Source organism: Natroniella acetigena (assembly GCF_023227745.1).
Taxonomy (GTDB): domain Bacteria; phylum Bacillota; class Halanaerobiia; order Halobacteroidales; family Halobacteroidaceae; genus Natroniella; species Natroniella acetigena.
This window is the reverse complement of the sequence record NZ_JALKBX010000050.1, coordinates 1-19,373: the sequence shown is the minus strand read 5'-3', so window position 1 is coordinate 19,373 and position 19,373 is coordinate 1. Positions and strand designations below refer to the sequence as shown.

Annotated in this window: 18 protein-coding genes, 8 tRNA genes and 2 other annotated features; all 26 genes read left to right on the top strand. The window is 33.7% G+C overall.

Annotation, left to right across the window (positions count from 1 at the left end):
- The first annotated feature begins 234 nt into the window (after positions 1-234).
- The 26 genes from murI to pheT all read left to right on the top strand — a co-directional run bounded on the left by murI (position 235) and on the right by pheT (position 18,964).
- A complete protein-coding gene (gene murI / locus MWH25_RS10145) occupies positions 235-1,053 on the top strand; it encodes a glutamate racemase (protein WP_248627532.1) in 819 nt (272 codons plus the stop codon).
- A gap of 192 nt (positions 1,054-1,245) precedes the next feature.
- A complete protein-coding gene (locus MWH25_RS10140; RefSeq protein WP_248627531.1) occupies positions 1,246-1,926 on the top strand; it encodes a UTRA domain-containing protein in 681 nt (226 codons plus the stop codon).
- Between the two features lie 50 nt (positions 1,927-1,976).
- Positions 1,977-2,064, top strand: a tRNA-Leu gene (locus tag MWH25_RS10135).
- Between the two features lie 257 nt (positions 2,065-2,321).
- Positions 2,322-2,585, top strand: coding sequence for a YkgJ family cysteine cluster protein (locus MWH25_RS10130; protein WP_248627530.1), 264 nt, complete (start codon positions 2,322-2,324; stop codon positions 2,583-2,585).
- A 59-nt stretch (positions 2,586-2,644) separates the two neighbouring features.
- The gene (locus MWH25_RS10125; protein ID WP_248627529.1) at positions 2,645-3,673 is read left to right on the top strand and encodes a radical SAM/SPASM domain-containing protein; all 1,029 of its coding nucleotides are present in this window, start codon (positions 2,645-2,647) and stop codon (positions 3,671-3,673) included.
- A 146-nt stretch (positions 3,674-3,819) separates the two neighbouring features.
- A complete protein-coding gene (locus tag MWH25_RS10120) occupies positions 3,820-4,041 on the top strand; it encodes a hypothetical protein (protein WP_248627528.1) in 222 nt (73 codons plus the stop codon).
- Between the two features lie 3 nt (positions 4,042-4,044).
- Positions 4,045-4,242, top strand: coding sequence for a hypothetical protein (locus MWH25_RS10115; RefSeq protein WP_248627527.1), 198 nt, complete (start codon positions 4,045-4,047; stop codon positions 4,240-4,242).
- A gap of 68 nt (positions 4,243-4,310) precedes the next feature.
- On the top strand, positions 4,311-4,577 hold the full coding sequence (locus MWH25_RS10110; protein ID WP_248627526.1) for a PqqD family protein: 267 nt from the start codon (positions 4,311-4,313) through the stop codon (positions 4,575-4,577).
- 624 nt (positions 4,578-5,201) lie between these two features.
- A complete protein-coding gene (locus tag MWH25_RS10105; protein ID WP_248627525.1) occupies positions 5,202-5,681 on the top strand; it encodes a cell wall hydrolase in 480 nt (159 codons plus the stop codon).
- Positions 5,682-5,692: 11 nt separating this feature from the next.
- Entirely contained in the window at positions 5,693-7,102 is a 1,410-nt protein-coding gene (locus MWH25_RS10100; RefSeq protein WP_248627524.1) for a PepSY1/2 domain-containing protein, read from the top strand.
- Positions 7,103-7,282: 180 nt separating this feature from the next.
- A tRNA-Val gene (locus MWH25_RS10095) sits at positions 7,283-7,358 on the top strand.
- 124 nt (positions 7,359-7,482) lie between these two features.
- Positions 7,483-7,559: transfer RNA gene (locus tag MWH25_RS10090), tRNA-Asp, on the top strand.
- 97 nt (positions 7,560-7,656) lie between these two features.
- Positions 7,657-7,732 (top strand) — tRNA-Phe (locus MWH25_RS10085).
- A gap of 25 nt (positions 7,733-7,757) precedes the next feature.
- Positions 7,758-7,833, top strand: a tRNA-Gly gene (locus MWH25_RS10080).
- Between the two features lie 7 nt (positions 7,834-7,840).
- Positions 7,841-7,914, top strand: a tRNA-Cys gene (locus MWH25_RS10075).
- A 119-nt stretch (positions 7,915-8,033) separates the two neighbouring features.
- Positions 8,034-8,123: transfer RNA gene (locus MWH25_RS10070), tRNA-Leu, on the top strand.
- Positions 8,124-8,171: 48 nt separating this feature from the next.
- Positions 8,172-8,247 (top strand) — tRNA-Val (locus tag MWH25_RS10065).
- 561 nt (positions 8,248-8,808) lie between these two features.
- Entirely contained in the window at positions 8,809-9,702 is an 894-nt protein-coding gene (ytxC, locus tag MWH25_RS10060) for a putative sporulation protein YtxC (RefSeq protein WP_248627523.1), read from the top strand.
- Between the two features lie 70 nt (positions 9,703-9,772).
- Complete coding sequence (locus MWH25_RS10055) at positions 9,773-10,372, top strand: DUF445 domain-containing protein (protein ID WP_248627522.1); 600 nt, start codon at positions 9,773-9,775, stop codon at positions 10,370-10,372.
- A gap of 54 nt (positions 10,373-10,426) precedes the next feature.
- Positions 10,427-10,654 (top strand) — a binding site (T-box leader).
- Positions 10,655-10,757: 103 nt separating this feature from the next.
- Positions 10,758-12,671, top strand: coding sequence for a threonine--tRNA ligase (thrS, locus tag MWH25_RS10050; RefSeq protein ID WP_248627521.1), 1,914 nt, complete (start codon positions 10,758-10,760; stop codon positions 12,669-12,671).
- Between the two features lie 172 nt (positions 12,672-12,843).
- Positions 12,844-13,416, top strand: a complete 573-nt coding sequence (gene infC, locus MWH25_RS10045; protein ID WP_345947254.1) for a translation initiation factor IF-3 — start codon at positions 12,844-12,846, stop codon at positions 13,414-13,416.
- Positions 13,417-13,467: 51 nt separating this feature from the next.
- A complete protein-coding gene (gene rpmI / locus MWH25_RS10040; RefSeq protein WP_248627520.1) occupies positions 13,468-13,665 on the top strand; it encodes a 50S ribosomal protein L35 in 198 nt (65 codons plus the stop codon).
- Positions 13,666-13,694: 29 nt separating this feature from the next.
- Positions 13,695-14,048, top strand: a complete 354-nt coding sequence (gene rplT / locus MWH25_RS10035) for a 50S ribosomal protein L20 (protein ID WP_248627519.1) — start codon at positions 13,695-13,697, stop codon at positions 14,046-14,048.
- A gap of 102 nt (positions 14,049-14,150) precedes the next feature.
- Positions 14,151-14,945, top strand: a complete 795-nt coding sequence (locus MWH25_RS10030) for a TrmH family RNA methyltransferase (RefSeq protein ID WP_248627518.1) — start codon at positions 14,151-14,153, stop codon at positions 14,943-14,945.
- A gap of 55 nt (positions 14,946-15,000) precedes the next feature.
- Positions 15,001-15,255: a binding site (T-box leader), on the top strand.
- Positions 15,256-15,325: 70 nt separating this feature from the next.
- On the top strand, positions 15,326-16,345 hold the full coding sequence (gene pheS / locus MWH25_RS10025) for a phenylalanine--tRNA ligase subunit alpha (protein ID WP_248627533.1): 1,020 nt from the start codon (positions 15,326-15,328) through the stop codon (positions 16,343-16,345).
- 219 nt (positions 16,346-16,564) lie between these two features.
- Complete coding sequence (pheT, locus tag MWH25_RS10020; RefSeq protein WP_248627517.1) at positions 16,565-18,964, top strand: phenylalanine--tRNA ligase subunit beta; 2,400 nt, start codon at positions 16,565-16,567, stop codon at positions 18,962-18,964.
- Positions 18,965-19,373 lie beyond the last annotated feature (409 nt).

The window sequence follows — 19,373 nt, the reverse complement described above, 5'->3', positions numbered from 1 at the left end:
ACCTCACGTACGGTTTGCAGAGGACTGTCTGGTAACTTAGATAGTTACCAGCTTTTACTCTACTGTCAGTAAAAAATTAAAGTTCAAAACCATATGTTTAAAGGGTTGGAGGTTTTGATTTTTACAGACTACAGACATAGACACTGACACAATATATCAATTAAGTTGACACAGATGATAATTGATTAATATTTTTAATAATTAGAGTAGAAAAAGGTGAACAGGATGGTGAAAATGAAAAAAAATGATCCTATTGTTTTATTTGATTCTGGGGTAGGAGGATTAACGATTGCTAAAGAAGTGATGAGTGAATTTCCTAATGAAGATATTATTTATTTTGGTGATACAGCTCACCTTCCTTATGGTTCTCGCCCTCAATCTGAGGTTAGAAAGTTTGCATTAGAGATTATAGGTTATTTTTTAGAATTGGGGGCTAAGTTGGTGATTATTGCTTGTAATACTGCTACTGCTGCTGGACTTAAGGCTGCACAACAGAGGTTTGAGGTTCCGATTATTGGCCCGATTCAGCCTGGAGTGAGAGAAGCAGTTGTGGCTACTACTAATAATAAGATTGGAGTAATTGCTACTGAAGGAACGATTGGAAGTGGTGCTTATCAGAATTCATTATGCAAGCAATCAGCAGAGGTTGAAGTTTACGCTCAAGCTTGTCCTCAATTTATTCCTTTGGTAGAAGCAGGGGAGTTATATAGTCAAAAGACTAAACAAGTAGCCCAGCGCTGCTTAGCTTCTGTTGTAAAAAAAGGAATTGATACATTATTATTAGGTTGTACCCATTTTCCTTATTTAAGAAATGTGTTTAAAGAAATTGCAGGTAAAGATGTTAATATGATTTATCCTGGGCAAGGAATTGCCTTACAAGTAAGAGGGTTTTTAGAAAAAGAAGAACTGTTAAATTCTAATTCAACTGGGGGGAAGAGGAAATTTTATGTTAGTGATTTAGATAAATTATCAGCTAAGTTTGTGAAATTAGGAAAAGAATTTTTGAACTTTAAAGAATTAGAATTTGAGGAACTTGATTTATGGAACGGCTAGCTTAAGCTAGCCGTTCTTTTTTTATTGTTTAGGAAATTATGATTTTTAATGGTTTGCTTAACCTTAACCTTAACCTTAACCTTAACCTTAGACTATAGTCGAAGGTCGTTTTTTTATGAATATTTGATGTATAAGAATGTCATAAGTTAGGAACAATACGTAGTAAGAAATTTAATTAAAGGAGTGAGGGGTATGGAATTAGAAGAGTTGACTAAAAAGGAGCAGATCATTAATTATGCACGGCATGATCCTTTTTTAAAAATTAGTGAAATAGCTGAAAATGTGGAAACAACTCCACGCTATGTAAGAACTATTCTGTCTGAAGCTAATATTTCTTTAATGGAGTTGCGTGAAAAACATGCTCGTAATATGGAACAGCGGTTAGAAAGAAAAGAGTATAATTTGCAAAAAGCAACGGTTCAATTATTGAAAGGGAAAGGCAAAATTGAAGTAGGTGAAATTAAGTTTAAGAAGATTGAGGATGTAGAGGTTGACGAATTAGTTAAAGTATCTGAGGAAGAAGAGTTATATAAGATAGTACAAAAGAAGTTGGTTGACGGGAATCCTTATGGATTGCAAGAGGTTATTACTTATTTAAGTAGTAATATTAATCAGCAAAGAATTGCTGATTTGGATTCATTATATGAGTTGTTTAATGATAATGGACTGGATAACTTAAAGTTTAGAAGTAATGTAATGCAGGTAGAAAAGGCTAATCCAATGTTAGCTACTAAACTTGCTTTAGAAAAAAGTGAACCAGTGATTAAAAGTCAACGGGTGATCTTAATTGATAAATTACCTATAGCAATAGAAAATTATTATTTTGATGCGAATAGTATTCAACTTATTTTTCCGGGTGAGTTAGTAGTTTAGTATTTGACTTTTAAATTAATTATGATATAATTAGCAAGGGAAGTTTAAAAGCCGAGGTGGCGGAATTGGCAGACGCGTAGCGTTGAGGGCGCTATGGGTATTTTATCCGTGTGGGTTCAAGTCCCACTCTCGGCACCAATTTTTATTAAACTACTTAGAATTGAATAAAATACATTTTCATAACTTAATTTGAATTTAAACAGCATGCTCTCTTTGAGGGTTATGCTGTTTTTGTAATTGTAGGATTATGTATTAGTTGATAGTTAAAGTTAAATATAATTACAATAATTAAAGAGTCCATTTCATTACAAAAATTCATGTTTAAAGGAGGAAATTGTTTCTTTTATGTATAATACAATGTAATATAGATTATTTTAGGAGAAAGGGGAAGAGAGTTGACTCAAAAATTTTCCTGTAAAAAATGTGGTTCATGTTGTAGGACAATATCGGATATTGAAGAGTTAGAAGAATATGATTTAGGAGATGGCTCATGTAAATATTTAAAGAATAATATTTGTTTGATTTATAATGAAAGACCAGAAGTATGTAGAGTAGATAAAATATATTTAAAATATTTTAAAGAAAATATGAAATTAAAAGACTATCATAAAAAAATATCTCAATTATGTAGCAGGATAAAAAATATGAATAATAAGTAGTGATATTTTTATAATAATATGGTTCTATTTGATAAAATAATATACATGGTGGTGAAATAATGATAAAAAAAAGGTGGGAAAAGAATCAAAAGGATATGTTAGAAAATGTAAGGATTGCTATTGAAAAAGCTCAAAATAAAAATGAATATCCTAATCATTTTGATATGCCGATGGGGATTCAATATGAATTAACTACAAAATGTAATATGAAGTGTATACATTGTTATAATAAATCTGGAGAGACTGACAATAGTCTTATGAAAATAGATGACTGGATAGAATTAACAAAAGATCTTATTAAAAATGGAGGGCTATTTCAGTGTATTATTTCTGGCGGTGAACCTCTATTATTAGGTGATAATTTGCTAAAAATAATGGATTTGCTTCATAATGATAATACTGTCTTCACACTAATTAGTAATGGTTACTTATTAGATGAAGAGTGGATAAAGAAACTAGCTAAATATAGGTTTAATAGGTTTCAAATATCAATTGATAATAGTATTGAAGAAGAACATGATCAATTTAGACAAAAGAAGGGTAGTTGGAGAAGAGCAGTAAAAGCTGCTTATTTAGCTTCCGAAAATAACTTTCCTCTTGTAATAGCAAGTAGTGTGACACCACAAAATATAGTTAGAATGAAGGATATGGCAGAATTAGCGTATAATTTAGGTGCTTCGTCATTAATCTTTGGGAAAATTATGTTAAGTGGACGAGCTGCAGAAAATAATAATATAATATTAAAAGAGGAACAGGAGGAACAATTTTTAAGAAATGTTGAAATTTTAAGAAGGGAATATCTAGGGAGTATGAATATTCAAGTTAGTTCAAATCTTAAAAATCAACTAGAGCGGCTTAGAACGACTCCAATGAGTGGGGTTATTATAAGACCAAATGGTGATGTTAGATTGGATTGTAGTTTGCCTTTTGTAATAGGAAATATATTAGAAGATTCCTTTAAAGATATCTGGAATAATAAAGCTAAAGATAGTTTAAATAATCCTAAAGTACGGGAATATATAGAGTGTTTAGATGAAAATGAGTCATCATTTTTAACTAATTATGTAGATGAAGATATATATATATGAACCTTACCACCTAAATTAAAGATTTAGATGGAGTTTTCTTTGGATATTTTTGATAAATTTAATAAAGGAAACTGAAACAAGTTAGTTTTAAAATTGAAATTAAAATAAATTGGTTATGTTATTAATTTAGTGAGGAGGATTGTAAAATGAAAAAAGAGTATAAAAAGCCAATAGTATTTAATCCTGATTTAGTAAATATGGCAGTTCCAGCAGCAGTTGCGACAGCAGGGGCTGTGGCAGTAGGTAAAGCTTTTTTAGCAGGAGCAGCAGCTGGAGGAGGAGCAGTAGCAGCAAAAAAAGTATTGGGAGATTTCAATGCTGTTACTGCTGGAATTAACGATCAATTACTAGTAAAGGAGGGAGAATAAAACATGAAAAAAGAATATAAAAAACCAACTGTTTTTGATTTTAATCTGGTAGAGATGGCAGCTCCAGCAGCCTTAGTTCCAGGATTAGCTGCAGTAGCAAAAGTAGCAGGTGTTGTAGTAGGTGCAAAGGCTGTAAAAGCTGCAATGGAAGATTTTAATTATAATTTAAAACAACAACTTATTGTAAGAGATAATACATAATTGAATTTACTTTTAATAATATATTTATTAATTTAATTTTATAAAGGGTGATATATATGATCTATAATATGATGAAAGATTCTATTCCTGTTCAATTTCATTTAAAAATTAGAAAAGATGGGGAATTTTTAATTGCATCATCCAAATCTTATGATATTTATTTTTTAAATGATGTAGCAAAAGAGTTTTATTTAAGGATTGATGGAAAAACAACAATAGGTGGTATTGTTGAAAAATTATTAAATATTTATGAGGTTGAAGAAAATGTTTTGATAGATGATATAGTTAGTCTTGTGAGAGATTTACAGTGGAAAAACATAGTAAGACTGAAATAGTTATGATGATAAGATATATTTTTAATATTAGTATTCATCATCTAAAAGAGTTGCTAATAAGCGTCATAATAGTCTTATAAGATACTTTATTTCCAAAGAAACATAAATGAATTTTCTTTATCAATTTTGCTTGATAGTTTCGAGTTCCACTCTCGGTACTAATTATTAATTTGTCAATATACTACTTAGAGCTAAATAAATTTAATAAACTGCTTTGAATTTAAGCAGCATGCTCTCTTTGAGGGGTATGCTGTTTTTGTAATTGTAGAGTTATATATTAGTTGATAGTTAAAGTTAAATATAATTACAATATTGTGGCACTTTTAGTGCCACAATATTGAGTTGACAGTGTACGGTGTACAGTTTACAGTTAAGATCAAAATCTTAAGATCCTAAAACCTATGAAAAGACTTAGAATTATTGGTTTAGAGTGGTTTTGATTTTAAGGTTTTAAAGTTTTTTAACTGTACACTGTTCACTGTAAACTGTACACTGATATTTAGTGGCAAAGTGCCACTAAATATCAATAAAATTTCAAGAAATTAATCTGAAATTTTATTTTGTGAATATTAAACGGATTAAAGGTAATCATAATAAAGAATAATTTTTAGTAAGGAGGATAGAATGAAAAAACTACTAGTCTTGACATTAGTATTACTGTTGATTGGAATAGGAACTATTGCTTATTATAGTCAAACAGAGGTTGAAATGGAAGAAAGCCATGCAGGAACTCCTAGTTTTTGGAGTTTGTCACCTAGTGTAAGGTTGATGGCTAGAACTGTTTATGCTGAATCTCGAGGAGAGCCTTTTTTAGGACAAGTAGCAGTTGCAGCGGTAATTATGAACCGAGTTAGAAGTGAAGACTTTCCTAATACAATATCAGGAGTAATTTATCAACCATGGGCCTTTACACCTGTAATGCATGGACTCATTTGGAATGTAACTCCAAGTCCAGAAGCAGTAAGAGCAACTCTTAATGCTTATAATGGTTGGGATCCTACTTATGGATCAGAATATTTTTATAATCCAGCCAAGATTACTTCATATTGGGTTACTACTCGCCAGACAGTACGTAGAATTGGTAAACATGTTTTTGCTAGATAGGGGGGGTAATTTTGAAAAAGAGATGGTTGACAGTAGCTGGAATTATTTTAGCGGTAGCAATTGCAGGATATTGGGGTCGTAATATGTATCTTACTTATCAACAAATGAGAAGTGAAGTTAATAATAGGTATGAAAATGCGTTCCAGGGGTTAAATGATCATATTGATGACTTGGAGTCTGAGTTAGGAACAGTATTGCTTGCAGGGGCACCGGATAATTTAGCAGTAAATTTATCCAATATTTGGGAATCTGCTTCTTCAGCTCAAGAGGATATAGGAGAGATACCAATAGCCAGTGATTCGCTAGATAATGTAAAAGATTTATTACAGAAGACTGGACAATATGCTAAACATTTAGAGAAAGAGGTTGTTGATGGTGGAATAGATGAAGAAGATAGAGAGATTATTAAGGAACTTCATAATAAGATGAGTCTAGTGAATCGTAATTTAGAAACGATTCATGATGACATGGAACAAGCAGGATTTAGATGGAGTGATAAGCGAAGGGTAAAGATTGATCAAGATGAACAAAGATTTTCTATCACTCCTTTAGCTGGATTATTAGATCTAAGGGATGAATTAAATGTTGATAATATTTCAGTTAAGTTAAAAGAAGTCTTACCAGCAGGAGTTATAGATTTTGAGCCTCAAGATTTAATTACAAGTTTATCTCAACTTGATGGAGAAGAAATTGATCAGAATCAAGCAATTGAGATAGCTCAAGATTTTATTAGAAACCCAGAGGAGTATGAATATGAAATAATTGCTAATGAAAAAATAGATATAGAGGGTGAAACGGTAGAAGCTCATGTACCAGCACATACTGTAAGGGCAGTTAATACTGCACGGGCCAATGAAACGATCTATTTTGATATTTCTAAAGTAGGCGGAAAAGTAATCTCTTTACTTAATCAACGAGAAGTTGGACAAGCACAAATAGATGAAGAAGAAGCTCAAGATATTGCGATTCAATTTTTAGAAGAGAATGAATTTGGTAATTTAGCTGTCGGTTCTGCTAAAAGATTCAGTGATATTATGTTATTATCTATAATTCCAGAGCAGAATGATGTTTTAATTAAGCCAGATGCGATTAATATAGAAGTAGCTTTGGATACTGGAGACATAATAGCTTATAATGGATTGGACTATATTCTGAATCATAGAGAACGAGAAGATGCCAGATTAGAAGCAGATTTAAGTTTAGAAGAAGTAGAAGAAAAGGTCAGTAATGATTTAGATTTGATTAGGGAACCAAGACTTGTCTTAACGGAAGTAGATGGTGAGGAGATTCTTTGTTATGAGTTTATTGGTAGGATTACTGAAGAAGGTACAGGTAGTTATTTAATTCAGATCAATGCTAATACTGGAGAAGAAGAAGTCATTAAAAGTATTGATCAAGATTTCTATAAAAATGTAAGTTAAGAGTATTGGCTGTCTTTAGGCAGCCAATATTTCTGTATTTTGGAGTAAAACTGAGAAAAAGAAAGGGAAAAGAAGATATATTATGATAATAGCTTGTCTTAGTAAAAAACAAATTTGAAGTTTTAAATTAAATTATGTATACTAGTAACTGCTGATGCAGGAAAGGGATTTATTTAACTAGGGCGAATAGCTCAGTTGGGAGAGCACCTGCCTTACAAGCAGGGGGTCACAGGTTCGAGCCCTGTTTTGCCCACCAATTAAAAGCAATGAATAGTGAATAATGAATAATTAATAGTTGAAAGTCAAAAGCATAAAAGGTTTGAATTTGGGTTTTTAAATTATTCAATATTAGATATTAAATATTAAGTATTTTTTTCTGTGGGGACGTGGTGTAATTGGTTAACACGCCGGCCTGTCACGCCGGAGAGTGCGAGTTCAAGTCTCGTCGTCCTCGCCATTAACTTCATTGAATATTGAATAATGAATAACTAATAGTTGAATTCAAGAACTTAAAACTATTCGATATTAAATATTAGATATTAATTGCTTTTCATGGCGAGATAGCTCAGGTGGTAGAGCAGAGGATTGAAAATCCTCGTGTCCCCGGTTCGAATCCGGGTCTTGCCACCATTTGTAAATAGTAGTTAAATATTATGCGAAAGTAGCTCAGCTGGCAGAGCGTCTCGTTGCCAACGAGAAGGTCGCGGGTTCGAATCCCGTTTTTCGCTCCAAATATGAGGTGGCATAGCCAAGTGGTAAGGCCGAGGACTGCAAATCCTCTATCCCCAGTTCAAATCTGGGTGCCACCTCCAATAAAAAACAATTGATAATGTAAAATTGAGAATTGACAATTAAAGTCCAAGAACATAAATATTTATGATTCTAAAGTTCTTAATTGTCCATTGTAAATTATCAATCATAAATTAATTATGCCGGGGTGGCGGAATTGGCAGACGCATCGGACTTAAAATCCGATGGGACTTTCGTGCCCGTGTCGGTTCGAGTCCGACCCCCGGCACCATTCTTTGAATTAATAATGTACAATTGATAATTGCCAATTAAATATCATGGGAATATAGCTCAGTTGGGAGAGCGCTACGTTGACATCGTAGAGGTCAGTGGTTCGAACCCGCTTATTCCCACCATCTATAAATCTTAATAGAGCAAGGGTTAACAGTCATTTTGAAAATGGCTGTTTTTTTAGTTTTAGAGTAATCAGACAATAATTAAGCAACAGAGATCAGTGTGCAAGAGGTCTGGCATATTTGGGATACATTAATAGAAAGATATATTGAAGAGATAACTGATAAATATATTTTCCGCAGGCTATCTAGAGGAATACAAGATTTTCTGGCCATACATCTGCGGCCTATATTGCGAGTGAAACTCCTGAAATAAGAGAGTTATTTAAGGAGATGTTAATGGAGGAAATCGCTATCTATGATAGATTTTTTGAATATGGAAAGCTGAAGGGCTTGACTGTGGTAGCTCCATGGTATAAAACATAACCAATGTTTCTAGGGGAAATTTTATTTGAATTTCAGAGAGTTGCACCTGTTGAGAAAACAGGTCTTTTTTATTTTTGAGAAGAAAGATTAAGCAGAGGATTGAAATTAAATCTTGGTGATTTTAAGGAGATGATAAAAAGAATATAAAAAAGAAGATTAACATATACTATAATAGATTTAAAGTTAAGGAGTGGTTAAATGTCTTCAATTAGGATTGAAACAAAAAATTATAGCGACTTTTTACGGGAGAGGCTGCTATTTGAAATAGATATTTTGAAAGAAGATGGTACAATAATTGAAATAGATGAGGAAGAACAGGGAGATGTAGTCATTTTCAACTGTAAGCTAATTATAGAAAATGATAAATTTGAAGATGAAGTGACTATTTTTAGAGAGCATATAGCTAATACTTTATCTGATTTAATCATTAATCGATTTGAAGAAGATTTGTTACATAAGCTCTTAAGGGCCAACTATCAATATTTTACACCAGAAGATGAGATGAGGTTAATACAACTGGCCAGTGATAGGTTAAATTATTTAGAAAGTAAAGATGATGAGGCAATAATTTCTCAAATTCAGAGAAAAAATAGAATCTTACTGGAGATAGTTGATTATTTAGTACATAAAGACGTAATTATATTAGAAGGGTTTGTACGTTTTAGGCTAAGAGATTATATAGATGAATTACAATTAGCAGTTGATCAGGCGGTTAATGATTTAGCTGTAGAAAGAGAGTATGAAGAATTTGTTTATTTACTAAAACATTTTATTGAAAATCAAGGTTCTAAAACTGAATTAATAAATATAGTTAAAACTGAGCAAAATAAATTTGAGTTTTTAAATGAATTTGGTACAGTAGTTGAAAATGGTTACTTAGATGATGAATTATTGGATTTAATGGAGCAGGATTTAGAGTATCAAGATCTATTAATCAGTGCTTTAATTACTTTAGCTCCTCAAGAAATTATTTTGCATTTTAAAGAACCTGCAGAGATAGTAGAGACAATAGAAGGAATCTTTACTGAGCGAGTTTCTATCTGTATGGGATGTAAGTATTGTGAAATAAATAGTTTAAATGAATTAGAATAACCCCTTGTCAAATTTAGCAGAAAATTGTATAATAAAGTTGGTTTAAATATGATAATTGAGGGGAGTTTCTATGCTTTTAAGATTATGGTTTTTACCGGTGATAGGAGCAGTAATTGGTTGGGTTACTAATTTATTGGCTATTAAATTGATTTTTAAACCTTATGAGCCAATAGAGATTCCTGTATTTGGATTTAGAATTCAGGGGCTACTACCTAAAAGAAGTAAGGAATTAGCTAAAAGGATTGGAGAAATTGTAGAGCAAGAGCTACTGCCTAAAGAAGAATTAGAAAAGGAGTTGGCAGGGTTAGAAGTTAAAGATGAAATTAAAGAGAGAATTTTAGAAATGGTAGATAAAAAAGCTAAAGAGAGGATTCCACCGTTTATTCCTGAAAATTTTCAAGTAATGATCATTGATTTCTTAAAAAAGATGGTTCAAGAAGATTTAGATCCTGAAATTGATCACTTGCTAGAAAAGGTAAGAAATAGAATGATAAATGAGACTGATGTGGCTCAATTAGTTGAAACTCGAGTAAGTTCTTTTGAGATGAGAGAGTTAGAAGAGTTAGTTTTAAAGATTGCAACTAAAGAGTTAAAACATATAGAGATTTTAGGTGGGATTTTAGGATTTATTGTTGGGGTAGGACAAGCTTTAATAGTAATTAATCTTTAATTTTGTCTTGACATTGTAGCTATTTCTAATTATAATTTTAAGTAACTTAATATGGAAAAGACTATGATGAGGAAGAGTAGGTTAATTTCTATCTTTACTAGAGAAGAGGGATTATAAGCTGGAAGTCCCTTAAAGATGATTGACTGAAAACCACCTCTGAGTTGATCCCTGAAAGCAGTAGGGTGATTCGGTTAATAAGCCGTTATTTTTAAGCTGAGATTAAATCTATATCTTACATATAGGTTTAAATTAGAGTGGAACCGCGGATCCTTCGTCTCTAAAGTAGAGATGGAGGCTTTTTTTATTTTGAGTTGACAGTGATGAATCAAAATTAATTGTCAATTGTTAATTGTACATTGTAAATTATAAAAAGGGAGGGCTATTAATGAGTGAAGTTAAGATTACATTACCAGATGGTTCAAGTAGGGAGTATCAGCAAGGGGTTACAATTAAAGAGATTGCTTTTGATATTGGCCCAGGGTTAGGAAGGGCTTCAGTAGCAGGAAAGGTTGATGGTCAAGAAGTTGATTTAGCTTACCAAATTGAAAAAGATGTAGGGTTGGAGATTATTACAATGGATTCTGAAGCAGGATTGGATATATATCGCCATACGGCTGCTCATGTGTTGGCTCAAGCATTGGTTAGATTGTTTGATGATGTCCAATTAGCAATTGGGCCAACGATTGATGATGGATTCTATTATGATTTTGATCTGGAAAAAAGATTATCAGAGGATGATTTTAAGCAGATTGAAACTGAAATGAAAGAGATTATTAAGGAAGGTTATGAATTAGAAAGAATAGAACTTTCCAAAGCAGAAGCCATTGCAAAAATGAAAGAATTAGGAATGGAATATAAGGTAGAATTGATTGAGGAGATGGAGGATCAGACAGTCAGTTTCTATCAACAAGGAGAGTTTATTGACCCTTGCCGAGGGCCTCATCTACCTAGTACTAAAATGTTAAAGACAAATGCCTTTAAATTATTGAATGTGGCAGGTGCTTATTGGCGAGGTGATGAGAATAATCAGATGTTACAAAGGGTTTATGGTACTGCATTTACTAAGAAGTCTAATTTAGAAGAGCATCTTCATCGCTTAGAAGAAGCTAAGAAGCGAGATCACCGTAAATTAGGTCAAAAATTAGATCTATTTAGTTTGCATGAAGAAGGGCCAGGGTTTCCATTCTTCCATCCAAAAGGAATGGTTGTTAGAAATCAATTGATAGACTTTTGGAAGGAAGAGCATCGTAAAGCTGGTTACGAAGAGATTAAGACACCAATCATCTTAAATCAAGAATTATGGGAGCAGTCTGGACACTGGGATCATTATCGGGATGATATGTACTTTACTGAGATTGATGAGCAAGATTATGCTGTTAAGCCGATGAACTGTCCAGGGGGTATCTTAGTTTATAATGATAGAATGCGTAGCTATCGTGATTTGCCGATTAGATTAGGAGAGTTAGGTTTGGTACATCGCCATGAGCGTTCAGGGACTCTACATGGATTGATGCGGGTTAGAAACTTTACGCAGGATGATGCCCATATTTATTGTCTGCCTGAGCAGATTGAAGATGAGTTGAGTGGGGTTATTAAATTGGTTGATAATATTTATAGTGCTTTTGGGTTTAAATATAATGTAGAGTTGAGTACTAAGCCAGATAAGGCAATGGGTTCTGATGAGTTGTGGGAGCAAGCTACTACTGCCTTAAAGGAAGCAATTGTTGCTAATAATTTAGATTATGAGGTTAATGAAGGTGATGGAGCATTTTACGGGCCAAAGATCGATTTTCATTTAGAGGATTGCTTAGGACGTAGTTGGCAATGTGGAACTATTCAGTTGGACTTCCAGATGCCAGAGCGTTTTGATTTAACTTATATCGGACAAGATGGAGAAGAGCATCGTCCAGTAATGATTCACCGTGCTATACTTGGTAGTTTGGAAAGATTTATGGGAATTTTGATTGAGCATTATGCTGGAGCTTTCCCAGTCTGGTTGGCCCCTATTCAAGCTGAAGTAATTCCAATTACTGATGATCAACTTGATTATGCTTATCAAGTCAAGGAAGAATTGGAAGCAGTAGGGGTTAGAGTTGAAGTAGATAGTCGTCAAGAAAAAGTAGGATATAAGATTCGGGAAGCACAAGTACAGCAGATTCCTTATATGTTAATTGTTGGGGATGATGAAGTAGAAGCAGGTACAGTATCAGTTCGAGAACGACGTGAGGGAGACTTAGGAGCAGTTAAAGTTGACGAATTTAAGGATGACTTATTGGAAAAAATAGAAAAGAGATTATAGAAAAAGTAGTTAATTCTTTGCTTGACGTCTTAATATAGGTGTGATATACTATTTAGGAATAATAAAGTAGAAGTCATCCGCTTCTCACCTAAAGTTAGTTAACTTTGGGTTAATATGTTATCAAGTATGGATTCCTTAGGGGGATCTATGTTTTGATGTGCCAATTTAGCGGATGGTCTATTATAGACCATCTGTTTTTCTTTTAAAATTTTCAGGAGGTGTATATAAAATTAGTACTGATTTGAAGGTCAATGATCGAATTCGTGCTCGAGAGATTAGAGTTGTTGATAATGAGGGTGAACAAGTTGGAGTTATGCCATTGAAGAAAGGGATAAGCATTGCTAGGGAGAAAGGTTTGGATTTAGTTCAGGTAGCCCCTAATGCTAAACCACCTGTTTGTAAAATTATGGACTATGGAAAGTATAAGTATGAGCAGGCTAAGAAGGCTAAAGAAGCCAAAAAGAACCAAAATGTGATGAAGACTAAAGAGGTTCAAATGAGCGTTAAGATCGAAGAACATGATTTTAATGTTAAAGTTGATATGGCTAAACGTTTTCTTAATAATAAAGATAAAGTTAAGGTCAGAATTCGTTTCCGAGGTAGAGAGATTACTCATAAAGAACTTGGTTATGAATTGATGGATAAATTAGCAGAAGAGGTTAAAGATCTAGGACGGGTTTCAAGTAAAGCAAGTATGGAAGGTAGAAATATGATTATGTTTATAACTCCAAAGAGTGATAAATAATTGCTGAACATATAATCTGGTAATTAATTATAGTGAGAGGAGGAATATCTCATGGGAAAGATGAAGACGCATAAAGGTATGAAGAAGAGAGTTAAGAAGACCGGTAGTGGCAAATTCAAGCGTAAAAAAGCATACAGAAACCACTTGATGACAAAAAAGAGTGGTAATAGAAAGAGAAAGCTTAATAAAGATGCACTAGTTGATGAAGGTAATCAAAAAAGAGTTGAAAAATTATTACCATATGAATAAATAGAGGATTAGAAAAGGAGGATATCTAAATGCCACGGGTTAAACGAGGTAACAAAAGACGTAAGAGAAGAAAGAAAGTATTGAGGTTAGCGAAAGGTTATTTCGGAGCTAAGAGTAAGTTATATCGACCAGCTACTGAGCAGGTAATGAAGTCCTTACATTATGCTTATCGAGATAGAAGACAGAAAAAGAGAGATTTTAGAAAGTTATGGATTACAAGAATTAATGCTGCAGCTAGACAGGAAGGTATGTCTTATAGTAGATTCATTCATGGATTGAAGCAAGCTGACGTTGATATTAATCGAAAGATGTTAGCGGATCTAGCAGTAAATGATCAAGAGAGTTTTGCTGAATTAGTTGAGCTAGCTCAGGAAAACTTATAGTAATAGGAGGAGCTTAAAGCTGATGCTTTAGGCTCTTTTTATGTTTAGTTTTATTAAATAAGGGAATACTAAAAAAATGTAGTAGAAGAAAGGGGTTGGCTAGTGGAGATATCAAGTTTTACAAATGATAGAGTTAAGTACTTACGGTCATTATATCAGAAAAAGTATAGAAGGCAGGAAGATAAGTTTGTATTAGAAGGAGTTAGAATCATAGAGGAGGCGTTACAAGAGCAAGCCAAGGTGGAAACTATCTTTTACTCAGATTACCTGTTAAGAAATAGGAGAGGTCGCCGTTTATTAGATAGGCTAGAAGAGGGCCAGATTGAACTGGTTAAACTAACAGATGATTTATTACAGAAGATAGCTGATACAGTTTCTCCACAGGGAGTTTTAGCAATTGCTAATAAGGTTAACTATGATGCGCAGATTTTAAGTGGTGTTAATCAATTAATCTTAATTGTAGATCGAGTACAAGATCCTGGTAATCTAGGAACGATTATTAGAACTGCAGATGCAGCAGGGGTTGATGGGATAATTATGACTAAAGGAACGGTTAGTCTATATAATCAAAAGACGATTAGATCTACTATGGGGTCTTTGTTTAGAGTTCCTATTTTTAAGGAGAATAATTTAGATAAACTGATAGAAAGTTTCAAAGAAGAGCAAATCAGGTTGATTGTAGCTGATCTGGCTGGAGAAGATTATCATTTTAATGTTGATTATGATCAGTCAACTGCTATTATTATTGGTAATGAAGCAGTTGGTCCGCGAGAAGAATTACTGGATGCAGCTGATAAAAAGATCAAGATCCCTCTAGCTGGTGGAGCAGAATCACTCAATGTAGCAATGGCAACAGGGATAATTATTTATGAAGTTGTACGACAGCGGCTAGGTTAATTTAACTTGTCAAGGGTAGGAAATTGTGATATAATTCAAGGCAAAGTAAATTAAGCTTAAGGTGTTGAAGGAGTTTAAGTAATCTAGTGATCTTAAGAGAGAAGTATTCTAAGCTGCAAATATCTTCATTAAAGCTAGATGAAATTCCCTCTGGAGCTACTAGCTGAACTATAGTAAAGCTATAAAGTAGGTTGATTCGGTCTTCTACCGTTATCAGAAGTTAGAGATAACCCATCAATTGGTTAATGAGTAATTGATGGGTTAATTAAGGTGGTACCGCGGAGATAGTCCATTGTCTTTCGTCCTTGGCTGGAAGAAAGGAATGGATTTTTTTATTTGGGAAGAATAATTATTTAAATTTAGATAAGGAGGATTTTATGATGGAGGATAAATTAAAGGAGATTGAACAAGGGGCAACTTCTGCAATTGAGAATGTTGACTCATTAGAGCAGTTAGAAGAGTTGCGAGTTAATTATCTAGGTAAGAAGGGGGCAGTGACCCAGATCTTAAGAGGGATGGGAGATTTGGCTCCAGAAATGAGACCTGTAGTAGGGAAGTTAGCCAATCAGGTAAAGGGTAAAATAACTAACTTAATAACTGAGCAGGAAGAGAGATTAAAAGCAGTAGCTAAAGACAAGCAATTAGCTGCAGAAACTATTGATGTAACTTTACCAGGTAAGAAGCAAGGAGTAGCCCGAAAGCACCCGTTGACTTTAGTCTTTGATGAGATAAAAGATATCTTTTTGGGGTTAGGTTTTCAGATTGCTGAAGGGCCAGAAGTAGAGACAGATTATTATAACTTTGAAGCTTTAAATTTTCCAGACAATCACCCTGCGCGTGATATGCAAGATACTTTTTACATTGCAGGAGATCAATTATTAAGAACGCATACTTCTTCGGTTCAGGTTAGGACAATAGAAGAAGAAGAGCCACCAATTAGGATTATTGCTCCAGGGCGAGTCTATCGTTCTGATGAGATTGATGCTACCCATACACCAGTTTTTCATCAGGTGGAAGGTTTAATGATCGATAAAGATATCTCTTTTGCTCACTTAAAAGAAATTTTGATTCAGTTGAGTAAAGAGTTATTTGGAGCAGACCGAGAGGTTAGATTTAGACCGAGTTATTTTCCTTTTACTGAACCAAGTGCTGAGGTTGATATCTCTTGTGCAAAATGTGATGGAGATGGTTGTAAGCTCTGTTCGGGAACAGGTTGGTTAGAGATCTTAGGGTCTGGTCTGGTACATCCTAATGTATTAGAGATGTCTGGTGTAGATTCTAAAAAGTATAGTGGATTTGCTTTTGGGATGGGAGTAGAACGAATTGCGATGTTGAAGTATGGAATTGATGACATTAGATTACTTTATGATAATGATCTAAGATTTTTGAGTCAATTTTGATACAAAATGATTGTAAACTTGGAAAGCTAATTGTTTTATAGCTCTTGGTTATCGATTTTTCAGTTTTTGCTTTTAATATTTTGAATTTAATTGTGAATTGTTCATCGTAAATTGTCAATTGAAACGGGAGTGAAGAAAGATTTAGATATCTCTAAAATGTTGCAATAGTAGGATTAGATTTAGCTGAGAGAATTATACATAATGTAAGGGAGGATTAAGATGAAGGTTTCATATAATTGGTTACAAGAGTATGTTGATTTTGATTATACGCCAGAGGAGTTGGCCCATAAACTGACTTTAGCTGGTTTAGAGGTAGATGGTATTGAATATCAAGGGAAAGAGATTAAAGATATAGTAGTAGGTGAAATTAAAGAGCTAGCAGAGCATGAAAATGCAGATAAACTATCGGTCTGCAAAGTCGATGTTGCCCAGCAAGAAGAGTTACAGATAGTCTGTGGAGCGACTAATATGGAGGTAGGAGACAAAGTTCCTGTTGCACCTGTGGAAACAGTAATGCCTGATGGCATGGAGATTAAAGAGGTTGCATTAAGAGGTGTAAGATCTCGTGGGATGATGTGTTCTACAGATGAATTAAATCTAGCAGATGATGGAGTAGATGGTCTTTTTATCTTACCTGAAGATGTTGAAGTAGGAAATAAGCTTGTTGAGGAGTTAGAGTTAGATGATATCATTATTGAATTAGATTTAACCCCTAATTATTCTCATTGCTTGAATATGATTGGGGTAGCTAGAGAGGTAGCAGCTTTAGCAGGGACTGAAGTAAAGATGCCAGAAGCTGAAGTGGAAGAGATTGAAGAGCAGATTGAAGATTGGATTAAGGTAGAAGTTACAGATAATAAATTGGCACCACGTTATGCTGGACGAGTTATTACTGGAGTTGAGGTTAAAGATTCTCCACTGTGGTTAAAGAAGAGATTAGAAGCAGTAGGGATTAGATCGGTTAATAATATAGTTGATGTGACTAATTTTGTTTTGATGGAATTAGGACAACCATTACATGCTTTTGATTACGAAGAGATAGCTGGACAAAAGATTATAGTTAGAAGGGCCAATCCAGAAGAAGAATTGGTCACCTTAGATGATCAGCAAAGAGAGTTAGATGAGGAGATGTTAGTGATTGCTGATGCTCAAAAACCAATCTGTTTAGCAGGAGTAATGGGTGGTTTGAATAGCGAAGTTGATCAGCAGACGACTACTATCTTCTTAGAAAGTGCTAATTTTGGTCCTGGAGTGGTACGAAGTACTGCTAAAAAGTTAGGGATCCATAGTGATGCTTCACATCGCTTTGAACGTGGGGTAGATATAAACTTAGTTGATTTTGCTTTAGATCGAGCAATACAATTGATTACCCAAATCAGTGGTGGTCAAGTGATTAATGGAATTATAGATCTTTATCCAGAGCAAGTTTTAGAAGAAGTGTTGACGCTAAACTTAGAGAGAGTAAGAAAGTTATTAGGAGTTGAGTTAACCTCTGAAGAGATTAAAGGTTTACTAGAGAAATTGAATTTTGCAGTTGAAGGGGAAGAAGAATTAACTGTCAAGATTCCGACTTATCGGGTTGATATTAATCAAGAGATTGATTTGGTAGAGGAGATTGCAAGAAGTTATGGTTATGATCAGATAGAACCAATCAAACCAGCAGGGGATGTTATCCAAGGGAAAAAGACCTGGGGACAAAAGGTTGAAGATAGAACGAGAGATATTTTAGCTGATTTAGGTCTCTTTGAAGTACAAAATTATTCTTTTATTAGTCCAACTGTTTTTGATCAACTTAACTTGCCAGAGGATAGTCAATTACGAGAGGTAGTAGAACTAGGTAATCCACTCAGTCAAGATTATTCAGTGTTAAGGACTACTTTGCTTCCTAATTTACTAGAAAATATTCTTCTTAATTTTAATCGGAAAGTTGAAGAGGTAAGTATTTTTGAATTAGGGAAAGTATTTATACCAACTGCTGAACAGAAGCTACCAGTAGAGAAGTTAAAATTATCAGCTGCATTAATGAAAGAAGATTTAATTGATGATTGGAACTTAGGTGCTGCCGGATTCTTTCATTTAAAAGGGATTTTAGAAGAACACTTTGCTAGTCTAGGTATTGAAAAGTTTAAGTTTGTAGCAGCTAAGCATCCAAGTTTACATCCAGGTAGAACAGCAAAATTAGAGGTTGCTGGTGAGATGGCAGGATATTTAGGGGAGGTGCATCCTGAAGTATTAGATAATTATGCTCTGAACCAGCGAGTTACAGTTTTTGAATTGGATTTTTCAACTATTGTCAAAGCAGCAACTGATGCTAGAGAATATAGTCAACTCCCCAAATATCCAGCATTAACAAGGGATGTTGCCTTGGTTGTTAAAGAGGAAGTTACCAATCAAGAGATTAAAGATGTTATCTTAGAGGTTGGAGATCAGATTTTAGAGTCGATTGAATTATTTGATTTATATCAAGGCGAGCAGGTTCCAGCTGGACATAAAAGTTTAGCTTATTCTTTGAATTATCGAGTAGCAACAAGAACTTTGACAGATGATGAGGTTAATCAAGTTCAAACTGAGATAGAAGAGAAGTTAGATCAAAGATTAGGTGCTAAGATTAGACAGTAATTAATATTGTACCCAATAATTAGCGGTTGGGGTAACAAAACTTTTGTTACCCCAACCGCTAATTATTTTGAATTTATACTTGACAGATTAGGTTATAGATGTTATTCTATTAATCGTTGCTTGCAAGAAATATAGAAGTTTAATCTTTTCTTGACAAGTATAAGCTAATATGTTAAATTGTTAGTTGTGTTAGTCGAGCCAGAAAACTTTTGATTTCTTCTTGACAACTTTGAAGTAGAGTGATATACTATTTGATGTTGTCGTAAAAAAGATTTCAAAAAGTTCTTGACAATTGAGAACAAGTTTGATATTCTATTAACTGTTGCTTGAGGAAGTGACAGGAATTAAACAAGCTATTCGGTCTTTGAAAACTAAACAATGCAATGTTTCAACTAAGCAAGAAGAGCTA